This is a genomic window from Ruminococcus sp. D54t1_190329_F1, from assembly GCF_015551645.1.
Taxonomy (GTDB): domain Bacteria; phylum Bacillota; class Clostridia; order Lachnospirales; family Lachnospiraceae; genus Blautia_A; species Blautia_A faecis.
On the sequence record NZ_JADNDC010000036.1, the window covers coordinates 16501 to 40930 of the forward strand.

Annotated in this window: 25 protein-coding genes and 1 pseudogene; 25 read left to right on the forward strand and 1 reads right to left on the reverse strand. The window is 38.5% G+C overall.

Going from position 1 to position 24430, the window contains the following annotated elements; translation table 11 throughout:
- Positions 1–93: 93 nt before the first annotated feature.
- From I2D69_RS15335 to I2D69_RS15380, 11 genes and pseudogenes are all read left to right on the forward strand, one after another.
- On the forward strand, positions 94–390 hold the full coding sequence (locus I2D69_RS15335; protein WP_118583864.1) for a thiamine-binding protein: 297 nt from the start codon (positions 94–96) through the stop codon (positions 388–390).
- Positions 359–1141 carry an ABC transporter permease gene (locus tag I2D69_RS15340; protein ID WP_195380184.1) on the forward strand — a complete coding sequence of 261 codons (783 nt, stop codon included), beginning with the start codon at positions 359–361 and terminating at the stop codon, positions 1139–1141. The genes I2D69_RS15335 and I2D69_RS15340 overlap by 32 nt, the downstream gene beginning before the upstream one ends.
- Positions 1134–2141 (forward strand): ABC transporter substrate-binding protein, encoded by a 1008-nt coding sequence (locus I2D69_RS15345; RefSeq protein WP_187566396.1) that lies wholly within the window; start codon positions 1134–1136, stop codon positions 2139–2141. The genes I2D69_RS15340 and I2D69_RS15345 overlap by 8 nt, the downstream gene beginning before the upstream one ends.
- A 114-nt stretch (positions 2142–2255) precedes the next feature.
- Positions 2256–3008, forward strand: a complete 753-nt coding sequence (locus I2D69_RS15350) for an ABC transporter ATP-binding protein (RefSeq protein ID WP_118583868.1) — start codon at positions 2256–2258, stop codon at positions 3006–3008.
- 178 nt (positions 3009–3186) lie between these two features.
- Positions 3187–4512: a Na+/H+ antiporter NhaC family protein gene (locus I2D69_RS15355; RefSeq protein WP_195380185.1), complete on the forward strand. Its 1326-nt coding sequence runs from the start codon at positions 3187–3189 to the stop codon at positions 4510–4512.
- A gap of 12 nt (positions 4513–4524) precedes the next feature.
- Positions 4525–4629: pseudogene (locus tag I2D69_RS15360) on the forward strand (alcohol dehydrogenase); the annotation flags it as partial.
- Between the two features lie 82 nt (positions 4630–4711).
- On the forward strand, positions 4712–4798 hold the full coding sequence (locus tag I2D69_RS21200; RefSeq protein WP_308768476.1) for a DUF6783 domain-containing protein: 87 nt from the start codon (positions 4712–4714) through the stop codon (positions 4796–4798).
- A 101-nt stretch (positions 4799–4899) separates the two neighbouring features.
- Positions 4900–6267, forward strand: coding sequence for an MFS transporter (locus tag I2D69_RS15365; RefSeq protein ID WP_173735504.1), 1368 nt, complete (start codon positions 4900–4902; stop codon positions 6265–6267).
- 140 nt (positions 6268–6407) lie between these two features.
- Entirely contained in the window at positions 6408–7406 is a 999-nt protein-coding gene (locus tag I2D69_RS15370; protein WP_173718408.1) for an alpha/beta hydrolase, read from the forward strand.
- Between the two features lie 268 nt (positions 7407–7674).
- Positions 7675–8346: a helix-turn-helix domain-containing protein gene (locus I2D69_RS15375; protein WP_173735505.1), complete on the forward strand. Its 672-nt coding sequence runs from the start codon at positions 7675–7677 to the stop codon at positions 8344–8346.
- Between the two features lie 285 nt (positions 8347–8631).
- Positions 8632–9135 (forward strand): gamma carbonic anhydrase family protein, encoded by a 504-nt coding sequence (locus I2D69_RS15380; RefSeq protein WP_195380186.1) that lies wholly within the window; start codon positions 8632–8634, stop codon positions 9133–9135.
- A 49-nt stretch (positions 9136–9184) separates the two neighbouring features.
- On the opposite strand, the gene I2D69_RS15385 is transcribed toward I2D69_RS15380, so the two are convergent.
- Positions 9185–10345, reverse strand: coding sequence for an HNH endonuclease signature motif containing protein (locus I2D69_RS15385; RefSeq protein WP_195380187.1), 1161 nt, complete (start codon positions 10343–10345; stop codon positions 9185–9187).
- Positions 10346–10485: 140 nt separating this feature from the next.
- Here I2D69_RS15385 and I2D69_RS15390 point away from each other — a divergent pair, with 140 nt between their 5' ends.
- From I2D69_RS15390 to I2D69_RS15455, 14 genes are all read left to right on the forward strand, one after another.
- Positions 10486–10683, forward strand: coding sequence for an antitoxin (locus I2D69_RS15390; RefSeq protein WP_173715614.1), 198 nt, complete (start codon positions 10486–10488; stop codon positions 10681–10683).
- Positions 10684–11619 (forward strand): DNA (cytosine-5-)-methyltransferase, encoded by a 936-nt coding sequence (gene dcm / locus I2D69_RS15395; RefSeq protein WP_173715613.1) that lies wholly within the window; start codon positions 10684–10686, stop codon positions 11617–11619.
- 1 nt (position 11620) lies between these two features.
- Complete coding sequence (locus tag I2D69_RS15400; RefSeq protein WP_173715612.1) at positions 11621–13054, forward strand: DNA cytosine methyltransferase; 1434 nt, start codon at positions 11621–11623, stop codon at positions 13052–13054.
- Positions 13054–14937, forward strand: coding sequence for an AAA family ATPase (locus I2D69_RS20260; protein ID WP_226815681.1), 1884 nt, complete (start codon positions 13054–13056; stop codon positions 14935–14937). The genes I2D69_RS15400 and I2D69_RS20260 overlap by 1 nt, the downstream gene beginning before the upstream one ends.
- A gap of 11 nt (positions 14938–14948) precedes the next feature.
- On the forward strand, positions 14949–16169 hold the full coding sequence (locus I2D69_RS15410) for an LlaJI family restriction endonuclease (RefSeq protein ID WP_173771611.1): 1221 nt from the start codon (positions 14949–14951) through the stop codon (positions 16167–16169).
- 16 nt (positions 16170–16185) lie between these two features.
- A complete protein-coding gene (locus tag I2D69_RS15415) occupies positions 16186–16632 on the forward strand; it encodes a very short patch repair endonuclease (RefSeq protein WP_173715610.1) in 447 nt (148 codons plus the stop codon).
- A 17-nt stretch (positions 16633–16649) separates the two neighbouring features.
- Positions 16650–18098 carry a toll/interleukin-1 receptor domain-containing protein gene (locus I2D69_RS15420; protein ID WP_202031460.1) on the forward strand — a complete coding sequence of 483 codons (1449 nt, stop codon included), beginning with the start codon at positions 16650–16652 and terminating at the stop codon, positions 18096–18098.
- Between the two features lie 23 nt (positions 18099–18121).
- Positions 18122–18334 carry a hypothetical protein gene (locus I2D69_RS15425; protein WP_173735510.1) on the forward strand — a complete coding sequence of 71 codons (213 nt, stop codon included), beginning with the start codon at positions 18122–18124 and terminating at the stop codon, positions 18332–18334.
- Positions 18335–18394: 60 nt separating this feature from the next.
- Positions 18395–18937 carry a histidine phosphatase family protein gene (locus I2D69_RS15430; protein ID WP_195380188.1) on the forward strand — a complete coding sequence of 181 codons (543 nt, stop codon included), beginning with the start codon at positions 18395–18397 and terminating at the stop codon, positions 18935–18937.
- 153 nt (positions 18938–19090) lie between these two features.
- Positions 19091–20596 (forward strand): hypothetical protein, encoded by a 1506-nt coding sequence (locus tag I2D69_RS15435; protein WP_195380189.1) that lies wholly within the window; start codon positions 19091–19093, stop codon positions 20594–20596.
- Positions 20597–20622: 26 nt separating this feature from the next.
- On the forward strand, positions 20623–21735 hold the full coding sequence (locus I2D69_RS15440) for a heparan-alpha-glucosaminide N-acetyltransferase domain-containing protein (RefSeq protein ID WP_118582554.1): 1113 nt from the start codon (positions 20623–20625) through the stop codon (positions 21733–21735).
- 2 nt (positions 21736–21737) lie between these two features.
- The gene (locus I2D69_RS15445; RefSeq protein ID WP_195380190.1) at positions 21738–22763 is read left to right on the forward strand and encodes a transglutaminase domain-containing protein; all 1026 of its coding nucleotides are present in this window, start codon (positions 21738–21740) and stop codon (positions 22761–22763) included.
- Between the two features lie 322 nt (positions 22764–23085).
- Entirely contained in the window at positions 23086–23868 is a 783-nt protein-coding gene (locus I2D69_RS15450) for a ZIP family metal transporter (protein WP_195380191.1), read from the forward strand.
- 218 nt (positions 23869–24086) lie between these two features.
- The coding region (locus I2D69_RS15455) for a class I SAM-dependent methyltransferase (RefSeq protein WP_243243839.1) at positions 24087–24430 on the forward strand (344 nt) is incomplete at its 3' end.

The window sequence follows — 24430 nt, forward strand, 5'->3', positions numbered from 1 at the left end:
CCTGTTCAGTTCCGTCACAGTTTCAAGAATGGTTCTTATTCGATTTTTAACGCAAAGTCCTGTTTATGGGACAGAAAATAGGAGGAAAAGAAAATGAACGCAAGTGTAGCAATTCAGGTACTGCCAAATGTACAGGATGAAGAGGAAGTTATCCGCATTGTAGACGAGGTGATCGCCTACATCAGATCTACTGGTCTGAACTATTATGTAGGACCATTTGAGACCACCATTGAAGGTGATTATGACCAGCTGATGGACATTGTAAAAGAGTGTCAGCATGTAGCTGAGCGCGCAGGCTGCAAGGCTATGAGCGTATATGTTAAAATTGCATACAAACCAGAAGGGGATGTACTTACCATTGAAAAGAAAGTTACCAAACATCACCAGTAAGATACCTCCAATTGCAGCCATGGCCGTGATTCTGCTTGGCTGGGAAGTGGTAAGCATTTCGGGAATTGTTCCCTCCTACATGCTTCCCTCTCCGGTAGCAGTGCTGACAGCCCTGTTTGTCGATCTGCCAACCATACTTTTCCATGCGAAATTCACTTTGCTGGAATCCTTTTACGGACTTCTCATTGGAATCGCGCTGGCATTTGTGTTTGCAACTATGATGGATCGGTTCCGTGTAATGGATCAGGCATTTTATCCGATCATGATCATTACGCAGACCATACCGACCATTGCCATTGCGCCAATTCTGGTGCTTTGGATGGGATTTGGAATGGCACCGAAGATCACTCTGGTTGTGATCACCACTTTTTTCCCAATTACAATCGGACTGCTGGATGGATATAAAAGTGTGGATCCGGATGCCATTCGTCTGATGAAGGCCATGGGAGCCAGCCGGGCACAGATTTTCCACCATGTGAAATTTCCAGGTGCTTTGCCCCAGTTTTTTTCCGGGCTGAAAATATCTGCTTCCTATGCAGTTGTAGGAGCAGTTGTTTCTGAGTGGCTAGGTGGATTTAACGGACTTGGTGTTTATATGACCCGTGTAAAAAAAGCATATTCTTTTGATAAAATGTTTGCAGTCATTATCTTCATTGTGATCATCAGCCTTTTACTTCTTCTGGCAGTAAATATTGTCAGCCGGATCACAATGCCATGGCTGCAGGTAGAAAAGGAGAAAAATCATGAATAAGAATCTGAAAAAAGTAATCGCACCAGTTGCAGCGGCAGCTATGGTGCTTGCAGTTCCTACAGGTGTATATGCAGAAGATGGTGCACAGGAGAAAATCACATTCTGCCTGGACTGGACACCGAATACCAACCACACCGGACTTTATGTAGCACAGGCAAAAGGCTACTACGAAGAAGCTGGTCTTGATGTGGAAATCGTTCAGCCACCGGAAAATGGTGCAGCCCTTATGTGCGCAGCAGGTCAGGCTCAGTTTGCGATCGAGGCCCAGGATACCATGGCTGCTTCCCTTGCACTTGACGAGCCTCTTGGAATCACAGCGGTTGCAGGAATCATTCAGCACAACACCTCCGGAATCCTTTCCCGAAAAGGTGACGGAATTGATAAACCAGCCGGACTTACCGGAAAAACCTATTCCACATGGGATTCCCCAATCGAGCTTGCTATGCTGGAAAATGTTGTAAACGGCGACGGCGGAGATTTCAGTCAGGTTACCCTGATCCCTAATGATATTACAGATGAGCCAGCAGCACTTGCTGCCAATCAGACGGATGCCATCTGGGTATTCCAGGGCTGGGGCGGAATCAATGCTGACGTAGAAGGTGTAGACTGCGACTATTTTGCATTCTCTGATATCAATCCTGTATTTGACTACTACACACCGGTTATCATTGCAAATAACGACTATCTTGCTGAGAATCCGGATCAGGCGAAAGCATTTATGGAAGCAACTGCAAAGGGATATGAGTTTGCAGCAGAGAATCCGGATGAGGCAGCACAGATCCTCATTGACGGCGATAATACAGGCTCTCTGAAGGATGCTGAAGATCTTGTAAAGAAGAGCCAGGAATTCCTTTCCACAAAATACATTGACGATGCAGAAAGCTGGGGCGTAATTGATGCAGACAGATGGAATGCATTCTACAAATGGCTGTATGAGAACCAGCTTTGCGACAAGGATCTTACTGGAGTCGGATTTTCTAACGAGTATCTTCCACAGTAAGGAATGAAAGAGAAAGAAATTAACGCATAGAGCTATTCTGCTAGGAAAATTTACCCCAATTTTTGCGGAAAATGGAACTGGTTATGGAAGTAGCGCTGTGTATAAGGAACGAATATGTCATCAGAACAAAATAAAGTAATTTTACGAGCAGAACATATTTCAAAAACATACGGTGAAAAAAAGGTTTTGGAGGACATTTCCATTTATCTGGAGCAGGGGGAACTGGTTTCCCTTCTGGGAGTCAGCGGTTCCGGAAAGACCACATTGTTCAATGTGCTTTCCGGTATTATCCCACCTGATGAAGGAAAGGTCTATCTGAAAGATCAGGATGTGACTTCCACACCTGGAAGCATCAGTTACATGCTGCAGAAGGATCTTCTCCTTCCCCACAAGAAAGTGATCGACAATGTAGCACTTCCCCTTGTACTGAAAGGCGTGAAGAAAGCAGAAGCCAGGGAAAAGGCCAATCCGCTTTTTGCAGAATTTGGTCTGGAAGGCACCCAGTATCAGTATCCAAGCCAGCTGTCCGGTGGTATGCGTCAGCGTGCGGCTTTGCTTCGAACCTATTTAAGTTCCAGCGGAGTTGCCCTTCTGGATGAGCCTTTCAGTGCACTGGATACATTGACAAAGGCCAGCGTGCATAAATGGTATCTGGAAGTTATGCAGCATATTGATCTGTCTACCTTGTTTATCACCCATGATATTGATGAGGCCATTCTTTTGTCCGACCGGATTTACATTCTGAACGGAACTCCGGGAACCATCAAAGATGAGATCGTGATCCAGGAGAGAAAACCCAGGGCAGCGGATTTTGCATTGTCAGAAGAATTTTTGGAATATAAGAGACGGATTATCAGTAAGCTATAGTTTTTTTGGTTGATGAAAATAAAACTTCCCGGCAGGTTTCATACTTTTGAGTTTGAGCGCTCAGAAGCAGAAGCCTGCCGGGATCTTTTTATATAAAATATCCAGTTGACTTGCTATTGTGAAGCGGACACAAAAATGATACTATTAGTACTATAACTAAGAAGGAGAAAAGTGTAGGATGAGGAAAAATGAAAAAAGAAATGGAAAAGCACTGCTTCCTATAGTAGTGTTTGTTGTTTTGTATCTGGGGCTTGGCATATTATTTGAGTATGGCCTGGATATCGAGATGGGATTTTATAAAATTCCCGTTGTTGTAATATTTCTGGTTGCATTACTTGTTGCCTGTATACAGAACTGCGAGCTTAAATTGAATGATAAGCTGGAAGTTATGGGGATGGGAATCAGTGATCCTAACATTATTACAATGATCATAATTTTTATGCTGTCAGGTATTTTTGTAGGTATAGTCGGAAGAACATCCGCAAACAGTGTTGCATATTTTATTTTGTCACTGGTTCCGCCTCAGTTTGCAGTTGTTGTGCTTTTTGTGGTCAGCTGTTTTGTTTCTCTTGCAATGGGTACCTCTGTAGGAACAATTACACTGATCGTTCCAATTGGAGTTGCAGTAGCAAGGGTATCCGGATTTGCACTGCCGGTTTGTATTGGTTCTGTCATGAGCGGCGCCATGTTTGGAGATAATCTGTCATTTATATCAGACACAACCATTGCCGCATGTAATGGACAAGGCTGTGAAATGAAAGATAAATTTAAGGAAAATTTCTTTATTGCACTGCCGGCTGCCATTGCCAGCATTGTTATTCTGCTGGTTTTGTCTGTGAAAAATTATAATGGTGGATTTATCGAAGAAAAATACGATTTAATACAGACCGTTCCCTATATTCTGGTTCTTATAGGTGGTATCATCGGATTTAATGTATTTTTCGTACTGATTACAGGTATTCTAAGTGGCTCAGTTATTATGATTGCAACAGGAATGATAGCACCAACAGACCTGATCGGAAATATGGGAACTGGTGCTGCAGGGATGTTTGAAACCAGTATGGTTGCGATTCTGGTAGCTGCAATTTGTGCCCTGATCAAGGAGTATGGTGGATTTTCCGCTTTATTATACTGGATAAAGAAAGTGTTTAAAGGAAAAAAAGGCGGGCTCCTGGGAATGGGACTGTTAGTTGGGCTAATGGATATTGCAACTGCCAATAATACAGTTGCGATCGTTATGGCGAACCCGATTGCAAAAGAAATGTCAAAGGATTACGGTATCAGCGCCAGAAAAGCTGCTTCTATCCTGGATACATTTTCCTGTATTTTTCAGGGGATTTTACCATACGGAGCGCAAATGCTGGTTGCTGTTTCTGCTGCAGCCAGTTTAGGAGAAGTGGTCAGTGCATTTGATATACTTCCAATGCTGCTGTATCCTTATATGCTGCTGCTTAGTTCACTTGCTTTTATATTTACCATGAAAGTTCCGGATGGCAGACAGTGAATGGAGAAGCCTAAGCCTGTGCTCACACATACCTATCTGCTCTGCAGAATTGAGGAAGCGTATGAGCTCTTTGAAAATAAGAGAGATGGCGTAATTAAAGTGGCTGTGGAATGCTGAATAAAATCCGCAATCTGCACGCCCACTTTGCGGTATATTCTACCCGAATTCGGTTGCTGCCCGCTATGGCGCCCTCATCCGGATAAAATCTTCCACAAATTGTGACGCACATCTTGCAGAAAGCCTTTTTCAAACACTTGCAAGTAAATTATTACCTATAAAACAGTAATAAATTCTGTGAAAATTGTGCAATAGTAATGATTCGTATATTGTGAAGCGGGCACAAAAATGATACTATCATTATATAAAGAAGCAGGAGGTAAGTACGTGATGAAGAAACTTACAACAGCAAAAATATGGCAGTTTGCAGCAGGTCAGTTTGGATGGGCAATGTTGTCCGGAATCATTTCAAACTGGCTTGTGTATTTTTATCAGCCAGATGAAACCGCCATCAGCCAGGGGCAGAACGTATTTATTCCACAGGGACTGGTGGTGCTTGGCATTTTCACTATTATCGGAGGAATCACAGCCTTCGGGAGAATTTTTGATGCTTTTACAGATCCTATGATCGCGTCCTGGTCGGACCGGTGTACAGCCAAAGATGGACGGCGAATTCCATTCCTGAAATGGGCGTCCTTGCCTCTGGCACTTTCCACAGTGCTGGTGTTCTGGTCCCCGATTAATGAGAAAAGCTGGCTCAATGCAGCGTTTTTGCTGGTGATGGTTCTGGCCTATTACCTTTCCATTACAGCTTATTGCACACCGTATAATGCCTTGATTCCGGAGCTGGGACATACTCAGCAGGAGCGGCTTAACATTTCTACGGTGATTTCCTTTACATTCATTGCAGGAACTGCAGTTGCATACCTGGCACCAACTATTTGGGGTGCATTTATCCCGGCATTTGGACGTGTTGGCGCCATCCGTGTCACCTTCACGCTGATGGCAGTGGTGGCATTTATCTGCATGCTGATACCGGTATTTTGCATTCGGGAAAAGGATTACGTGGACACAGTTCCAGCAAAAGAGTCTGCTTTTCGCTCCCTGACTGCTACGTTTAAGAATGGAGAATTTTGTAAATTTGTGGGCTCCGATATTTTTTACTGGATCGCCCTTACCATGTTTCAGACAGGTCTGCCTTTCTTTGTGACCAGCCTTCTGAAGCTGCCGGAGACGATGACAACCCTGTATTTTGTGGGGATGACAGCATTGTCTTTGGTATTTTACATTCCGGTAAATAAGCTTACCCCGAAACTGGGTAAGAAAAAGATGATTCTATTTGCATTTGCTGTATTCAGTTTGGCTTATTTCTATACAGGATTTATGGGAAAAATGAGCTTTATTCCGGAAACCGTACAGGGATTGATCCTGACGGTGGTGGCAGCGCTGCCGATGGCGATTTTCGGAATTTTGCCCCAGGCGGTTGTGGCAGATATCGCCCAGAGTGATTCCATCACATCCGGAAGCAACAGGGAAGGAATGTTTTATGCGGCAAGAACCTTTGCATTCAAACTGGGCCAGAGTCTTTCCATGCTGATCTTTACTGCTGTTTCTACGATTGGAGCAGGAGAGGGAACTGGTTATAGAATCGCAGCCTTTGGCGCAGCGGTGTTTTGTATGGTGGGCGGAATTATTCTGGTGTTTTATAATGAGAAGAAGATTAATGGGATTATTGGGGGGATAGTAATAAAGTATTAAGCCTCTCGTAAATTGTAACACACATGTCGCAGTATATCTTTTTTTTAGATACTTTTGAATGAGTTGTGTTATCAGGAATTTGTGAATCGTGATGATTGTTTTTTATGATTTTATAAGCTGCTTGTAAAAGGAGTTTTGGAATGAAAATAATACAAGAAAACAAATATTTAGATACTATGAAAAATGAGGTGGAACCTTATTTAAAGGTCCATTGCCGGGAGGGCTACATTCCCGGAGCAGAAGACATTTACCATGGGAAAAATGGAATTACGGGAAAAATCCATGTGAAGCGTTATCTGGCAGAGAATCCTGTGGGGGTGGCGGTGATCAGTCATGGTTTCACAGAAGGCGCACCAAAATATGAGGAGCTGATTTACTATTTTTTACAGGCTGGCTATCACGTATACATGCCAGAACATATGGGACACGGTCAAAGCTACCGTCTGGCAGCAGATCCCTCATTGGTACATATTGATATCTGGAAGCGGTATGTAAGGGATTTTTTGAAAGTATGCCACGAAATCAAAAGGGCATACCCGGAGTTGCCCCTGAACCTTTTTTCCCACTCCATGGGCGGTGCAATCGGCGCAATCGCCGCAGCCTGGGAACCCGCTCTTTTTCATAAAGTGATATTAAGCTCGCCTATGATCAAACCGCTCACCGGAGGTGTGCCCTGGCCGTTGACCGTACTGATCGCCCATGCAGAATGCTTTTGGGGAAAGGAAGAGTCCTATGTCTTAGGCCAGAAACCTTACGACGGAACCGACACCTTCCAAACCAGCGCCGGCACCTCTGAACCTAAATTTATAAGGTACAACGACCTGAGAAAAGAAAAACAGTTTCTCCAGACCTGTGCACCATCCTATGGCTGGCTGAAAGCCTCCATAAAAATGAGCTGGTATTTAAGATACCACGGCTGGAAGATGCTCCAGTCCCCACTCCTTATTTTTCAGGCCGAAAAAGACGATTTCGTATCCGTCCGCGCACTTCAGAAATTCGCAGCGAAAATCAGAAAGCGCGGTGCAGCTCCCTGTGAATATGTCTACATGCCCGGGACGAAGCATGAGATATATTGTGGCGGGGATGAGACGATGGAAGTATATTGGGATAAAATAGAAAAGTTTTTGGAAGAAAAATAAGTTTGGCGTTGCCTATAAACGAAAATTAGTCTCCTTAATCAAATATAAAAAATCTGGTTGAGGAGAAAGTTTTGCTTATAAAGTAAATAAAAATGTTAAGCTTATAAAGTAAATAAAAATTGACAAAACAGCGTGCTTTTGTTAATTTTTATGAACATAAAAAATCAATAATTATAAGAAAGAAGTTTATCAGCGTAGGAAACTCTACTTTGCGTAGGTACTCAAAAAGTCAAATTTGTTATAGAATCTGCACATGGAGGTAGATATTATGAACCAATATGTTACAAGAACCATAATTAAAGAATTACGTGAAAGAAACAAAATGACACAATTACAGCTTGCTGATAAGCTGGGAGTCACAGACAAAACAATTTCCAAATGGGAAACTGGAAAAGGCTATCCGGATATTACGCTGCTGGAGCCAATTGCAGACGCTTTTTCCATATCTGTCACAGAACTGATCTCTGGCAGTACCGTGAGTAATGCAAATGTGTCAGCCAACATGCTCCGCTCAAAATTTTACGTCTACCCTGTATGCGGCAATGTGATCCATACCATGGGCGAAGCTGTCATACATTGCCACGGCGTGCAGTTGGCGCCCGCGGTCCCAGAAGAAACTGACGAGAATCATAAAATTTTTATCGAAAAAGTAGAAGCCGAATACTTCGTCTGCATTGATCATGATATGACGAAAAAACATTACATTTCCTTTATCGCAGCTGCATCCTCAGACCGCATGCAAATGGTTAAACTCTACCCAGAAGGAAATGCTGAAGCTAGGTTTAAAATCAACGGTGTGAAGAGAATTTTCTTCTACTGTAACAAAGACGGGCTTTTTTCAATAAATGTGGTGAAAGGACTAGACGACAGGGAGAAGTCCTATGATGATGTGGAAGAACGACGGGAACTGGAGAAAGTAGCAGGGATATTGTTTAGGTAAGGGAAAAAGAAACAAGTAAGTTACTGCTTATTGTTAACGTTCTGAGAAGCGTTTTAGGTGAATAAAGTTCACAGTAAAAACGAGAATTTCGGCGCAGAATCATGTGAATGAACTTCTATGCTTTGCGAAGCGTGCTGCTGATCAAGAGCGAATAGTAACTTGTGAATTGAAATTGAGAGGTTGTATATTAATGAAAGAATATACAATCTCTTTTTTGTATGTTACTATTAATGAAAATAGATTGATATTCATTCCATAAAATATCATCAGATCGGGGAACAACAAATGAACTATAAGAATGTAAAAATAGATAAAACGGCAAAAATTGCGAAGCAGTCCGTAATCATCGGTGATGTAACAATCGGTCGCGACAGCTGCGTGCTATACTACAGCGTAATCCGCGGAGATGACGCGCCAATCGCAATCGGCGAGGAAACCAACATCCAGGAAAACTGCACAGTCCACGTCAGCCGAGGCCTGCCAGTCTATATTTGGAATAATGTCACAATCGGCCACAATGCTGTAATCCATAGCTGCACAATCGGCGACCGCACTTTAATTGGAATGGGTGCCATAATTCTTGACGGCGCAAAAATTGGTAGCGACTGCATCATCGGAGCCGGAAGCCTCGTCACCAAAAACACCATCATCCCAGAAGGTTCCCTGGTAATGGGAAGTCCTGCGAAGATTAAGAGAAATCTTACATGGGAAGAGAAAATAGGGATTTTGGAGAATAGTAAGGAATATGTGTGTGTGGCGGAAGAAATGTGGAAGCAGGGAGTGTTGTAAACAAATTAATATTGCGAGATGTATGTGGTTACATCTCGCAATAATGAAACTATTGATTTTCTTTATCTATAATTTTTTTATAGTGTATACGCATATATGATTTCATGCGTTCACCCATAGAAAGCTGTGTTGATTCTGAAATACTTAGTGCTTTTCGCTGTTCATTGTCAATTGATTCTGAGATACATATATTTCCAGTATCAGGATTAAATGATATTAGGTGGCGGTCAAATAAAGCATCATGATTAGCACATAAAAGTAAACCGTTATTTGCATCTATACGTTCTTCTCTGGAAGATTCAGACCATTCTTTAATGTGACTTGCACGTAATACCGATGTTGTGGAAATATTGCAAAGGTTGCAGTGATGACGTTCAAGAAGAAGTAGTCTTCGAAAGGAGCCTTGTGAAACGCGTGTTTTTACAATTCTTTCAATATCTGTTCCAGCATTCGGGGTATTATTAAGGGTATTTTGCAATGCAATTGTTTTAGCATCGTCATACATGACATCTTTTGAAATGATTTGATGTTGTAATTGAATTGCTAATGCTGAATTATATGAAGGATTTAGTACTGCAAAGTTTATATTATGAGAACCATGTGTGTCAGTAATAGAATATAGGTGATTGCACAACTCTGAGGGGATGAGTATGGCAAGGTAGCGCAAATAATCATATCTCAGCATGACAAGAGCATCGTCCTGGAAGGCATATCTTTGGAGTAAAGTAAAGGATTCTTTCGAATCTGGTATATTAATCTGAACTTGCGTGCCCTTGTGTCCGTATTTTTTGTATGCAGAACTGTGAAGGGTTAAATCCCAATTTGATAGATAAGGTGGCACATCAATTGAATGGCGAAAAAAATATGTGTTTCCATCTGAAGAGAGACGGCTTAAAGGATTGTTGATAGCACAAAGATAGCTCAAATTATTATCATATAAATCTATGTCAATACTCTGAGGAGGAGTTGTAGTATTACTCAGACCTTCAAAGAAAAATAATTTCGCCTGTTCTCCTGTGACATCTATATGTGTCTGGTTGACTTTTAGAATAGTATTATTGGCGCTGATTCTTCGTTTCTCTTTTATAATATTCTGATTGGAAAGCTTCTTCACAAATACACCCTGGAAAACATCTGGATTAAGTGGAGTATCTGGAATATGTATATAATTTAGAAAATTATTTAATAGATCAATAATTAATTTATACATGTGCATATATTCCCTTCTTTAATTTTGTATATATTATAGCAAACAAGATGAAAAGTGTATACAGAAAATTATATAAAAGAATCTATTTACACCCTGATAAAAACATTATATAATACCTATATTAAATGGAGGAAATTTTAATGACGAATATAAAGAAAAATAATTGCGGAAGACCTGCAGGAAGAATAAAAACTGCAAAAATAGAAATATCAATTGAACCGACAGTAAAAGATGAATTTATGACATTATTGCGTAAAGAAGGAAAAACTGCTTCTGTAGAAATTGGGTTATGGATCAGAGAGTACATAAAAAATAATAAGCTTGGGGAGGAAGAATAGATGAATGTTGTATCACTCTTCAGCGGACTTGGAGGACTTGATAAAGGTTTTGCAGATACCGGTTATAATATTGTCTGGGCAAATGATTTTGATAAGTACGCGGTACAGACATATAAGGCTAATTTTGGTGATCATATTGTTTTAGGAGATATAAATGAAATTCCATTAGAAATTATACCAGACTGTGATATTCTTATAGGGGGATTTCCCTGCCAGCCCTTTAGTATGATGGGACAACAAAAAGGTTTTGAGGACACAAGAGGAACCTTGTTTTTTAGAATAGCAGAAATAGTGGATGATAAAATTAAAAGAGGAAAGAAGCCGAAAGCGATTATTCTTGAAAATGTCCGCTCTTTACGGACTCATAATAATGGAAAAACATATAAAGAAATACACAGAGTATTACAAGACGTGCTCGGATATAATGTGTTTTGTGATATATTAAATTCAGCCGACTATGGAATACCACAGACAAGAAATAGAACTTACATAGTGTGTTTTGACAACCAGAATGCAAAATTCATATTTCCGCAAAAAGAAAAACTTAAAAAAACTTTACAGGATTTATTAGAGCCGGAAGTTGATAATAAGTATTTTTTGTCAGATAGAATATTACCCACAATATTATCTAATGGAACTGGTGGATATAAAGCAAAATCAGAAATAGATCTTGAGATTGCAAGACCTTTATGTGCAACTATGGCGAAGATGCACAGAGCATGTCAGGATAATTATGTCACACAAAAGGGAAAGATAAGAAGACTTACGCCGCGCGAGTGTGCAAGATTGCAGGGATTTGAAGATTCTTTTGTGATTCCAGTGTCTGACAGCCAGGCGTATAAGCAATTTGGGAATGCAGTTACAGTTAATGTGTCAAGAGCTGTTGCCCAATCGGTAAAGAGTACATTTATAAATCTTGGAGAGTGGGTAGACTGATATGGAATACAAAAACGATAAATGTGAGTTTACTGCGTTTGTAAAAGCAGGACTTGATAGTAAAGAGCAGGAAAATATAGAAATTTGTATTGAAAGAGTAACGAAAACTGTAAAAGAGGACTTCCTTAATGCAAGGGCCAGATTATATAAGGACGAGGTAAAGAACGATGCAGAAGTTATGACTGCATTCAGAAGATTATCCGTTATATGTAATGAAAATGTACAGCAGTGTTATGAATGTCCTGTAAGCAAATATTGTAATACTTATATTGAGAACGCCAGAAAAAATGTTAATGATGATTCACTAAAGATGATAGATTTGTTTTGCGGAGCAGGTGGGTTGTCGTTAGGATTTACACAGGAAGGATTTGTTACTACCTTGGCAAATGATATCCAGGATTGTTGTGTGGATACATATGCACATAACCATCCGGAGACACCCAGAGACCATATTATATTGGGAAACATAAAAGATGTGGTAAACGAGCTTGATGAATTGCTGGATGGAAGAAGTGCTGACATTGTTATTGGTGGACCACCTTGCCAGGGATTTAGTATGGCTAACAGACAGAGGCTGATAGACGATCCGAGAAATCATCTTTATAAAAGTTATGTTGAAGCAGTAAAAAAAGTTCAGCCTAAATTTTTTGTCATGGAAAATGTCAAAGGGATGCAATCTGTAGCAGAACAGGTAAAAGATGATTTCCGTGCAATCGGGTACTCTGTAGAGTGCCATATACTAAATGCAAAGAATTTCGGAGTGCCTCAAAATCGTGAAAGACTAATATATATAGGTAATTGTCTTGGAATTGATAATGAGAAAATCTTCAATGAGATATTTGAACTTAGCGAAAAGATACCGGAATATAATCTGGGTGATGCTTTATTTGGACTTAGGAAATTGGAAGCTTCAAGAGTGAAAAACTCTACAGAAAGCGGCTCGATAGAAAGTGGATACAAAATAGAAAAGAATTATTGTACTGAAACAAATGATTATATTTCTTATATTAATCAAGGCAGAGTAATTGATGTGGTTTCAAATCATAAGGCCAGATACAACAATGACAGGGATATTGAAATTTTTGGACGAATGGAACCGGGAGATCGTTCAGATGACCCTAAAATAGCAGATATCATGCCTTATGCCAGAAGAAATGGAATTTTTAAGGATAAATATTTTAAACTGGAAAATGATAAGGTTTGTAAAACGATAACTGCGCATATGAAATTTGACTGCAATATGTATATACATCCTACCCAGGCAAGAGGATTAACGCCAAGAGAAGCGGCAAGAGTACAGTCTTATCCTGATGATTATTTTTTCAGAGGGGCATATACGAAGACATATATGCAGATAGGAAATTCTGTTCCGCCACTTTTGGGAAGGGCAATAGCACAAGTGATAAAAGGCTATATGAAAGGCGGTAATGCTTGATGAATTTTGTAGAAGCAATAAGAGTAATAAAGAATATAATTCCACAGTGTTCTGCAAACGAATATGATGGAATACTGGTAAAAAGACTGGAAGCGTCTAATACCCTGGATGAGGGGAGAACAACTAATCAGACACACATAGCAATATCTGGAGAACAGATGAATATGTTCCCGTATCTCATGGCTGATGGTTATTTTAACTGCGATTATAGTGAAAAAGATGAACAGTTAAAAAAATATTTTATAACACAGATCCCACTTTACATTTACCAGGACAATATTTCATATTTAGAGGCTGATGAGAAAAGCGGAATCATTTTTGACGAAAATAAAAAAAGTTGTGTTTGTGCAAGCGTGGTAAGAAGTAGGAGAAAAGAACAGGCAGATCAAGTACAACTTTCATTGATTACTAGTGATGATGTGGATTTTGTTAAGTTTAGAAAGTTGTTACACACCGGAGACTTTCTGGTGATCTTGAAACATAAAGAGAGGTTGAGTTATGATTGTATTGGAATAAGAGCAGCTGATGAAAATAATGGAGAGTATCATCTTTCTGTGCTAAACAACAAATTTTACAAATTACCGACTAATACGAAAGTTGATATAAAGAAATATATTAAAATTAAAGATTCCAAAGTTGAAAATAGAAATTTTACAATCTCGGAATTAGGAAACATTCTTAAAGAAATGTATAGTAATGCAGAAAATAAAATGCAAGTGGCTTCTATCCATATTTTCGGAATAAAGTACGGAAAAAACATTATTCAAAAGGCATTCAAATCATTGGATATAGTTAAAGCTGCTGGAATAAATGAATCATACTCTACAGAATTACAAAAGGCTTTGAATATATACAGATGTCTTGAACAGAATTCATATGGTATTTATATTTCAGATGAGAATGCGATAAAAGAAGAAAAAGAAGTTTTAGGCGAGAGAAAAACAGGAGCAGAAAATATACTTTTGTATGGAGTCCCAGGATCTGGTAAAAGCCATGAAATAAAAACAAAATATTGTAATGATGAAAAAATGATGGAAAGGGTTGTTTTTCATCCCGATTATACATACTCAGATTTTGTGGGGCAGATATTGCCGAGAGTGGAAAAAGATAAAGACGGCAATGAGAAGTTAAAATATGTGTTTACACCAGGACCATTTACCAGAATGTTAAAGAAAGCACAAGAAGATCCCAGTAATCATTATTATCTTGTTATAGAAGAATTAAATCGTGGCAATGCACCTGCAATATTTGGAGAGATATTTCAGTTACTGGATCGAAAAGATGAGGATGAATTTCCTGCAGAAGAAGTTGGGGAGAGTGAATATGGAATTTCAAATTATGATGTTGCAAAAGAGGTATATGGGGATGAAAATCACCCGGTAAGGATTCCTTCCAATATGAACATTCTGGCAACAATGAATACGGCTGATCAGAATGTGTTTACACTGGATACTGCGTTCTTGCGAAGATGGAGTACAAGACAGATAGAGAATAATTTTGAAAAATCTGAACATTCAAAAGATATGATTGATGGTACAAAAGTAAGTTGGGGGACCTTTGCTACTGTAATTAACGATATGATTATTGATAGTAATACTGACATGGTAAGCTCTGCAGATAAGTGTTTGGGAATATATTTTGCAAAGAAAAAAGAATTGGATGCAGATAAGTTCTCTGAAAAAGTGCTTAAACATCTATGGGATAATGCTTTTAGAATGGATCCGACAGTAATATTTAATGAGAGCTGTAAATCTCTGGAGGATGTGGTTAGTAAGTATGAAACAAGTGAAGCTGATAAATTGGAATCTGTATTGAGAACAGAAGTCTATGAGAAGATGCTTTTAAAAATGAAGCAGCGAAATATAGAAAATGATGAAAAGTAGGTGGTGATTTTTTGAGGAAAGTTGATATAAGAAGCAAGTGCAGAGTGAATTCTAATTGTGAAAAGGATACATTTGTTGGATTGAGATGTAGTGATGGCGATATTAGTATCAACTTTCCGATAGGTTATCATATATCTGAAGACGACAATGAACTTCGCAAGGACATTATGTTACTATTTACAACACTTTCGGCTAATACAAAGCGAAAGGAATCAGATGTTCTTAGACAAGGAAATGCTTTTGATGAAATGGAATTTCCGTTGCAGTCATATTTATATCTTATAAAAGATTTTTTTGCAAGAGGTTATTATAAAGAACAGGAAGTTTCATATAAAGTTGCTAAAAAAGGAAAAATAAATTGGAACAGAACAATAAAAACTCAGAAGTCTTATGTACAGGGTACAGATGTATTTTATCTGGATTTTGTAACAAAGAACGATCGTGTTAAAGAAAATGAACTGATTACATTAATACATGAGTATTGTGTGTATGAGAGTTTTGAACAAATGGGATGGCTTTTTACCAGAATAATGCCAGAAAAACCACGAATTATAAAGCGGGACAGAATCTTCCGTTCGGTTCTTAAAGAAAAGCTTGCAAATACATATAATGATAAAAATCGCATATTGTTTAGACATATGTTGGCAATTATTGATTTTGAGGGAGATAGAAATTCTGACAAGACTTATAGATACGGAACTTATCGCTTTGAATATGTCTGGGAAAAAATGATTGATAAAGTATTCGGTATAGAAAATAAAGCTGATTATTTTCCGAAGACTTCATGGTGGATTGATAAGACGAAACATGAAAATGCTTCTCTTGAACCAGATACGATTATGATAAGTGGAACAAATGTGTACATTCTTGATGCAAAGTATTATAAATACGGAGTAACTGGAAATACCAGGGATCTTCCTGAATCAACATCAATTAATAAACAGATTACATATGGGGAGTATGTAGCTACTGAGAAAAAATTTAAGAAAAAACATGGAGATAACATGAGGGTGTATAATGCATTTCTTATGCCTTTTGATTCGTTGAAAAGGAAATGTCCAGATAATTCCCAGATGCTTAAAATAGGAGAAGCAATAAGTAATTGGAAGGATAATTCAGAAGAATATCAGAAAATACAGGGAATTCTCATTGATGTTAAATCTTTAATGAGTATAAATGTCCGGCAGGAAATGAATGAAATAGAAAAATTGGCGAAGTTAATTGAAAGCTGATTGTTGAGGTGATTTTGTGACTGATGTTTTAACAAAAGAACAGCGGCATAAGAATATGAAAAATATTCGCGGAAAAGATACCAGGATAGAAGTTATATTAAGAAAAGCCTTATGGAATAAAGGTTATCGGTATCGGAAAAATTACAAAAAATTACCTGGAAGTCCAGATATTGCGTTGACAAAATATAAGATTGCGATATTCTGCGATGGAGAATTTTTCCATGGAAAAGATTGGGAAAAGTTAGAATTGAAATTAAAGAATAGTAATAACAGTGAATTCTGGATTAAGAAAATATCACGTAACATGGAGCGAGACGACGAGATAAATAAAAAGTTAAACTATGAAGGATGGACTGTTATCCGATTTTGGGGAGAAGATATAAAGAAATATACGGATGAGTGTGTTAAAACAGTGGAAGAGGCAATATTTGATGTGATTATTTGTGATAATGATGAAGGTTAAATTTGGAGGTGCTGACATTGCAGATTGATAAAATTCCCAAAATATTTATATCATATTCATGGAGTAGTGATGCACTTGTACTTGAGCTTGCGAACAGATTGGTTTTCCATGGGGTAGATGTCGTCCTTGACAAATGGGATTTGAAAGAGGGAAATGATAAATATGAATTTATGGAAAGGTGTGTTAATGATTCGAGTATTACAAAAGTACTCATAATTTGTGATAAAGCATACGCACAGAAAGCAAATGACCGTACTGGAGGTGTAGGAGATGAAACAGTAATTATTTCCAGTGAAGTGTACGGAAATGCAAGACAAGAAAAGTTCATCCCAATTATTGCAGAGCGAGATGAAGAGGGAAAGGAATATGTACCAACTTATATAAAAACCAGAATATATATTGATCTTTCGAATCCGGAAAAATATGAGGAAGAATATGAGAAACTTCTTCGAAATATATATGAAAAACCTCAGTTTGTAAAACCACCTCTTGGAAAGAAACCAGAATGGTTGGATGAGGAAAAGACTAATTTTTTTCCAGTAAAAGATTTGATTCGTCAAATCAGAGGAGGTAATACATCAATTAAACGAAAGAGCTGCATAGCAAGATTTCAAGAAGCATATATTGAGGTTTTAAAATCTTATTATATTTGTAATGTAAAACCAGAAGAAGCATATAATAATTTCCTAAATACAAAAACAGTACGTGATATATATTTGGAATTTGTAGAAACGATTGCCGAAACCGAAAGCAATTATGCGGAGACGCTTGCAGAATCTTTTGAGTACTTATATAACAAATTAACTTGTGTAAAAACATTTAATCCACAGGCATATTCTGCAAATAAGAATGATTTGGATGTATATAAAATTCTTTTGTGGGAATTGTTCATCTGTGTTATTGCTTATTTACGTCATATTAAAGACTATGAGGCAATAAATATATTGCTAACATATACATATTTTTTAGAGAACAGTCTTTTTGGTGGAGAAATTAAACAAACTAATTATACAACATTTAGACATCATAGTTTTGTCATTGAAGAACATTATAAGCCAATGTCTCAAATGAAAGATAAGTATACTTTAGTTGGCAATATTATTTGCAGTCAAAGAGAAAAATTTCCGATATATACGGCAGAAGCAATTGCAGAAGCAGATTTATTTTTATATCAGGTTTGTAATGCCTATGATCTTCCTAAAAATGAGCGAATTTGGTATGGCACTTGTTGGTTTCCTACATGTTATATTTATGTTGAAAATAAAGGGCTAGAATGGGAAAGAATGAAGTCACGTAGATATTGTAAAAAAATGGAGGTATTATTTGGCGTAAATGATATTGAAGAACTAAAGGGAAAAATAGAAAAATGTGTGTATAATTCTGAAATAAGTTATTTAAGGGGATGGGATGCTGCGCCTACTATCTTAAACTATATTAAAGTTGAGGATATTGGAACCTTAAATTGATATACGTTATGAAATGGGATTAAATGTCTGAAATTACTAAAGAAGATGCATATTTACGTTTCAACAAGGAACTTATGAAAACAGTTAGAGTAGTTGCAGCTGTAATAAAAACTGTTAATGAAAATGACGAACCCATTATTTTATTGGACGATTGTGACGCACATCTTGCAGAAAGCCTTTTTAAACATGCTCTAGGAATTTTGCACCTTATATTGGATTTACAGAAGCAGAGGTAAAGACGCTTACCGAGAAATATAACCAGGATTATGAGAAGAAAATAACGGGAGGAACCCACCATGGGACATTTCTATTTCATCCGGCACGGGCAGACTGTGTGGAATGTTGAGAACAAAATTTGCGGGGCTACAGACAGTCCGCTTACAGAATATGGACGCGAGCAGGCAAAGAAGACGGGACAGAAGATTCTTACAGAGGGGGTTAAGGCAGATGAAATCCTCTGCTCTCCGCTTAGCAGGGCAGCGGATACTGCCAGGTTGATTTCGGAAATGACAGGAATTCCATACAGGGTGGAACCAAGGCTGATTGAGCAGAATTTTGGAAAATGGGAGTCCACTCCCCGGGATGGGAAGGATTTCAAGAAAGCAAAGGAGTTTTTTGCATGCAGTCATGAAGGCGGAGAATCAACACTTCGGCTGGCACAGAGGATTTATAATCTTCTTGATGAAATAAAAGCAGAGTCCGATAAGAAGACTTACATCCTGGTTGCCCATAATGGAATCGCCAGAGTGGTACAGTCCTATTTTACGGATATGACAAATGAGGAATATGCTGCATTTGGAGTAAAAAACTGTGCTGTGGTTCGATATGATTTTAAATGACAAAAGAATATTCGGAATATGAATGATTATTTTGAAACGGTAAGTAATCTTGAGGTAATTAAGCTGGATAAGAAACGAATAACTCTGTGCCATTATCCTGATTAAAGTGGCAAACGGAGGAGAACAGGGAAAAGAGACTGGAGAATAAACCAAATGATAGTTAATAAATGTTCGGAAATTTTATTAGCAAAATCAAAAAAACTATATGGGAACTACCGGGATAACTGTACAGTTGTCCAGAGAATGCTGGAAAAATATAAAAAGTTATATCCTAATATTTCTGATTATTCTATAATGCATTTTATCGATATTGCAGAATTTTGTGATATGATAATGGATAAGCAGAAACTGGAAAATTTGAATGAAGATGAGTGCTACTGCCTTTTGTCCGCAGCGCTATTTGCACATATTGGATTTGGCTTAAATCAGGAAATTATGAATAGATATGTGGACAAGCTTGGAATTCAGAAGCAGACAGAAGAGCTTACGTTCTTTCAGGTTATGAGTAAATATCATGTTTTGTTCAGTGCATGCCTGTTGGAAGAATACGGCGATATATTTGAATTTCCATCAGATCTGCATAAATATGCCATAATCCGTATGCTTCACTTTATCGGTGAAAATGGTACAGCACCTGTTCAGTTAGAAGAAGCTTTGGTGTTGAACAATCAAAATGTTATCAGGCTGAAGGAACTGGCAGCTGTGTTAGCTGTTGGAAACCAGCTGGCAGAACTAAAAAATGCAAATATTGATTTGAGCTATGACAAGTTCGACAAATATAATTCCGAAGAAATCGTTGGATTTGTTGAAAGAAACGTGGTAAGAAGTATTAAGGTAAAAGATGGCAAGCTGGTGATAGAAGCAGGCGGTTCGGATTCGGCTTATACACTGATTGAGCGGAAGGTAAATTTAATTATTGATAATTTCGGGAAAATTGTCAGTAGTCTGTCTAATCGGTCAGACCACAGTTTTGATCTTTTTTCTATTGCTTCCATAGAGCTTCACCGCCTTCCGTCTGCGGAAACAGCTGAAAAAATCTATCTGAACAAAGAAATCGAAGAATTATGGACAGATGAGGACAGGAAACTGTTTCAGAAGCTTTCTCCTGAGGAAAGAGTGTTTTATGCCGATTATTTATCCACAGAATTCGAGACAACCAAATTCCTTGTAGAGTTCGCGAAAACCAACAAAGCCGTACTGGAAGGATTAGAGTACAGAGTGAAATCACCGAAATCCTTGTACAATAAGCTTTATCAGAGAGTAGAGAAATCCTTCTTTGATTCGCTGGCGGATGTAGTCCGTTATACGATCATACTGGATCCGGAAGATTATGTAGAACAGATCCGTTCTGTTATAACGGCTTTGTCTGAGAAAAACTGGAAAATTTATGCATTAAAAAATTATTGGACTAATGACAGTTTTCCATACAATGGCGTGAATACCAAATTTAAAAATCCGCGCAACTACCGAATTGAAATCCAGTTTCATACAAAGGAAAGCTTTGATGTGAAAATGAGCAAGGAAGACCACGACTTGTATGAGCAGAGAAGAGTCCTTGAGCCTGGATGTGATGAGTATAACAGGATATTGCAGCTGCAGCTGAACTTATATTCTAATATGGAGTATCCAAAAAACATTGCACTTTTAGATAATATTTGAACAAATTAAGGAAAAGGGGAAGAAATATGTTTTCTTTAAAAGAAAAAGAAGTAAATACTGGACGCCAGAGAGAGCTTGACCTGGTAAAAGGCTTTCTGATGATCATGATTGTATTTATACATTCCTTTCAGACAATTGCAGGTGCAGCAGCGGCAGAGTCAAGTGTACATAAAATTATGTTTGCCCTGTTTATGCCTACCGGAGCCTGCTTATATCTGTTTACCATGGGTTTTGGAAGTGTTTTTACACGTCATTCCCAGCCAAAGGACATGGTCAGAAACGGTATAAAACTGTTGATTTACCAAGGCATAAGCAATTTGTGCTATGCGGCAGTCATGACGGTCAGCTACGCCATTAGAAATTCTATTACAGGAGAAGTAGCAGGCAGCAGGGAAGTATTTGAAGCAAGTCGGTATTCCATGCTTACATTTGTGAATATCTTTTTCATATCCGGTATGTGCTACCTTGTACTTGCTTTGTACAGGAAATTTAATGTAAAACTTGGCGGTTACATAATAAGTGCATTGATAGTGGGAATCGTAACACCTTTTACCAAACTGCTGGTTTCTGATAATCAGGCACTTAACTGGCTTCTGGATATGACCTTTGGGGGAAAAGGTGAGACAAGCTTCTGCTTTTTTCCATATCTGAGTTATGTATTTTTAGGATATGTTTTTGCAAAAGTAATCAGAAAAGTACCAGAGGATGAAAAAGGAGCTTTTTACAAAAAGAGCGGTCTGGTATGCGGAATCGTAGCGGCAGCCTGGTTTGTAATCTGCATCGTAATGCATCCGGGTGTTGACGGATTCTTTAATTATATGATCGAACAGTATCGAACTCCCGGACTTGTGAAAGTAGTGGGAACCTTCTGCAGCATTATCCTTGTATTTGCAGTGGCATTTTTTCTCATGCCGATTATAGAAAAATGGAAATTTGTTTACAATAAGCTGTGCTATTATTCCAGGCAGATATCCAAAATGTATGCAGTGCATATTGGAGTATATTGGACGATTGCTGGTTTTGCAGCTTTTTACGAATTTAGTGTAAGAGATTGTCTGATTTTGTCAGTCGTTGTGCTGATCGTAACAGATCTACTTGTGCAGGGATATCTGAAACTGACAGATAAGCTAAAAGGATAAAAATGGAACAATACTATTATAATCATATGAACAAACCCCAGCAGGCTACTTATCACAGCATTTTTGTCGGGGTGAAAAATCTATCGGATGAAATTCAGGTTCCGGCACTTTCCGGAGAGGAGCTTTACAATATTTTTTTCCAGATGAGGCTGGACCATCCGGAAATATTCTGGGTAACTAATTTTAAATATCGTTACTACAAAGATTCGCCGAACCTGATTTTCATACCGGAATATCTTTTTGAGAAAAATAAGATCCGGGAGCATCAGAAGGCTCTGACAGCCAGGGTAGAGAAGCTTGTCCGCCCGGCACAGAAGATGTCTGAGTGGGAAAAAGAGAAATATGTGCACGATTTTATCTGCGAAAATGTCCGTTATGACAAACTGAAAAAAGCATATTCCCATGAGATCATAGGTCCTCTTGGACAGAGCGTCGGGGTATGCGAGGGCATTGCGAAAGCGGTGAAGGTTCTTCTGGATGCGCTGGGAGTATGGTGTGTGATCGCAATTTGCGGTAACAATCCGGAAAAAGGAATCAAATACCGGCACACCTGGAATATTGTGAAGATAAATGGCACATATTATCATTTAGATGCCACTTTTGACAACAGCCTGGGAAAAGATCGCGAAAACAAGGAAATCCGCTATGACTATTTCAACCTGGATGATCAGCAGATCTTTCGCGATCATGAGCCCTTGATCGCGCCTGCGCCTCATTGCAATGATCATGATCATTTTTACTACAAAGAGAAGAAATTATCATTTACCAAACAGGAGGATGTATACAAGCGGTCTTTGCAGGCTGCTAAGAAAGGAAAGGTGCTTGTTTTTCACTGGCGGGGTGGATACCTGACAAAAGAAGTATTAAATGAGCTTCTTGACCTAATCCGCAAAGCAGGCATGGAAAAAGAGAAAAACGCAATGGTCAGCATAAACTGGCCTCAGGCAGTTCTTCGCGTCCAGTATGCTGACATACAGGTACAGGAGAGTGTTATGCTGGAGGAAGCGAATGAAGGGGAGAAGGATTGATGAAATGACCCAAGGAATTTTGTGCTGAAACTGTCCAGGTTACTGTTCAGAAAAAATTAAAACATTGTTGAAAGAATTCTATTGTTATATGATTTCGTAAGTGATATACTTAAACACAAGAAGAACCGTGTAAAATTATAGTTTACTTTTTGCGCGGTTTCTTATATATGCGGTGGTTAGTTTAAACTAACAAAAAGACGGTTTGAAAGATTATAGCGAAAATATAATCAACAAGCTATAGAACTGTTACTATACCGCTGAAGAGAATTATTTTTGCTATATATATGAAAAATTTTTCGATTATACAAGGAAGGAAAATGTAATGCTAATGAATATTTTTGAAGGTATACTGATTCCGTTTGTTGGAACAACACTAGGTGCAGCATGTGTGTTTTTTATGAGAAAAACACTTAGCAAGTCAGTGCAACGTGCACTTGCAGGGTTTGCAGCAGGTATAATGGTTGCTGCTTCAATCTGGAGTCTTCTGATTCCGGCAATTAAACAATCTGAGAATATGGGAAGATTATCATTTGTTCCGGCAGTTGTTGGGTTCTGGATTGGTATTTTGTTTTTACTAGCGCTCGATCATTTGATTCCACATCTTCATGTTGGAAGTGATCAGGCAGAGGGACCGAAAAGCAAACTTGGCCGTACTACGATGATGGTGTTGGCAGTTACGTTACATAATATCCCTGAAGGTATGGCAGTTGGTGTTATGTATGCAGGATTTCTTGCTGAAAATGCACAGATTACAGCAACAAGTGCACTCGTTTTATCACTTGGAATTGCCATTCAGAATTTTCCGGAAGGAGCGATTATATCCATGCCGCTTAGGGCAGAGGGCGAAAGCAAGGGAAAGGCATTTCTCGGAGGTGTACTTTCAGGAGTGGTTGAACCGATTGGAGCAGTACTGACGATTCTTGCTGCACAGCTGGTAATCCCGGCATTACCATATTTACTGAGCTTTGCAGCAGGAGCCATGTTATATGTTGTGGTTGAAGAACTAATTCCGGAAATGTCGCAGGGACAGCACTCGAATATTGGTACGCTTTTCTTTGCACTTGGATTTAGTTTGATGATGATCCTAGATGTGGCATTAGGGTAAGAGGCGAGAAATGATTCTTAGCGATTATGCTGGCAGTTACATTTGAAAGCAGTTTTGGAGATAAATTTATGTATCAACATGCTATGAAGGCACCAGATGAAATGAGGGAATTGCATAAGCAGTTTTATGCTTATATGAAAAGAATGAAGAAATGCGGATGCAAGGCGAAAAGGTACAGTGATTGGAGAAAAAAGCATGAAAAATGAAGAATATAAAAAATGTCAATTAAAGAATTTACAAAAGCAGCAGGAAGATATGAAAGTAGCCATGCTGGTATTTACGAAATGTGCAAGAAAGATTATCCGGATCCACAGGCATTTTTTGACAGTGTGAAGAGATGTCTTCGCCCAAATGGAAGGTTGGTTCTTAGAGATGTGACCAGTGACAACAAAGTATTGGTATGGCTAATGAATACATTGGAAATGCCGTTGGCAAATATATGCGGACATGGAGATGTCCAGGTGCCAACAAGAGATGTGGTCATAAAATGTTGCAAAAAAGCAGGATTAAAAGTAGAAAAATTTGAAATTCGTAAAGGTATGCGAATGCATTGTGTTGTGAG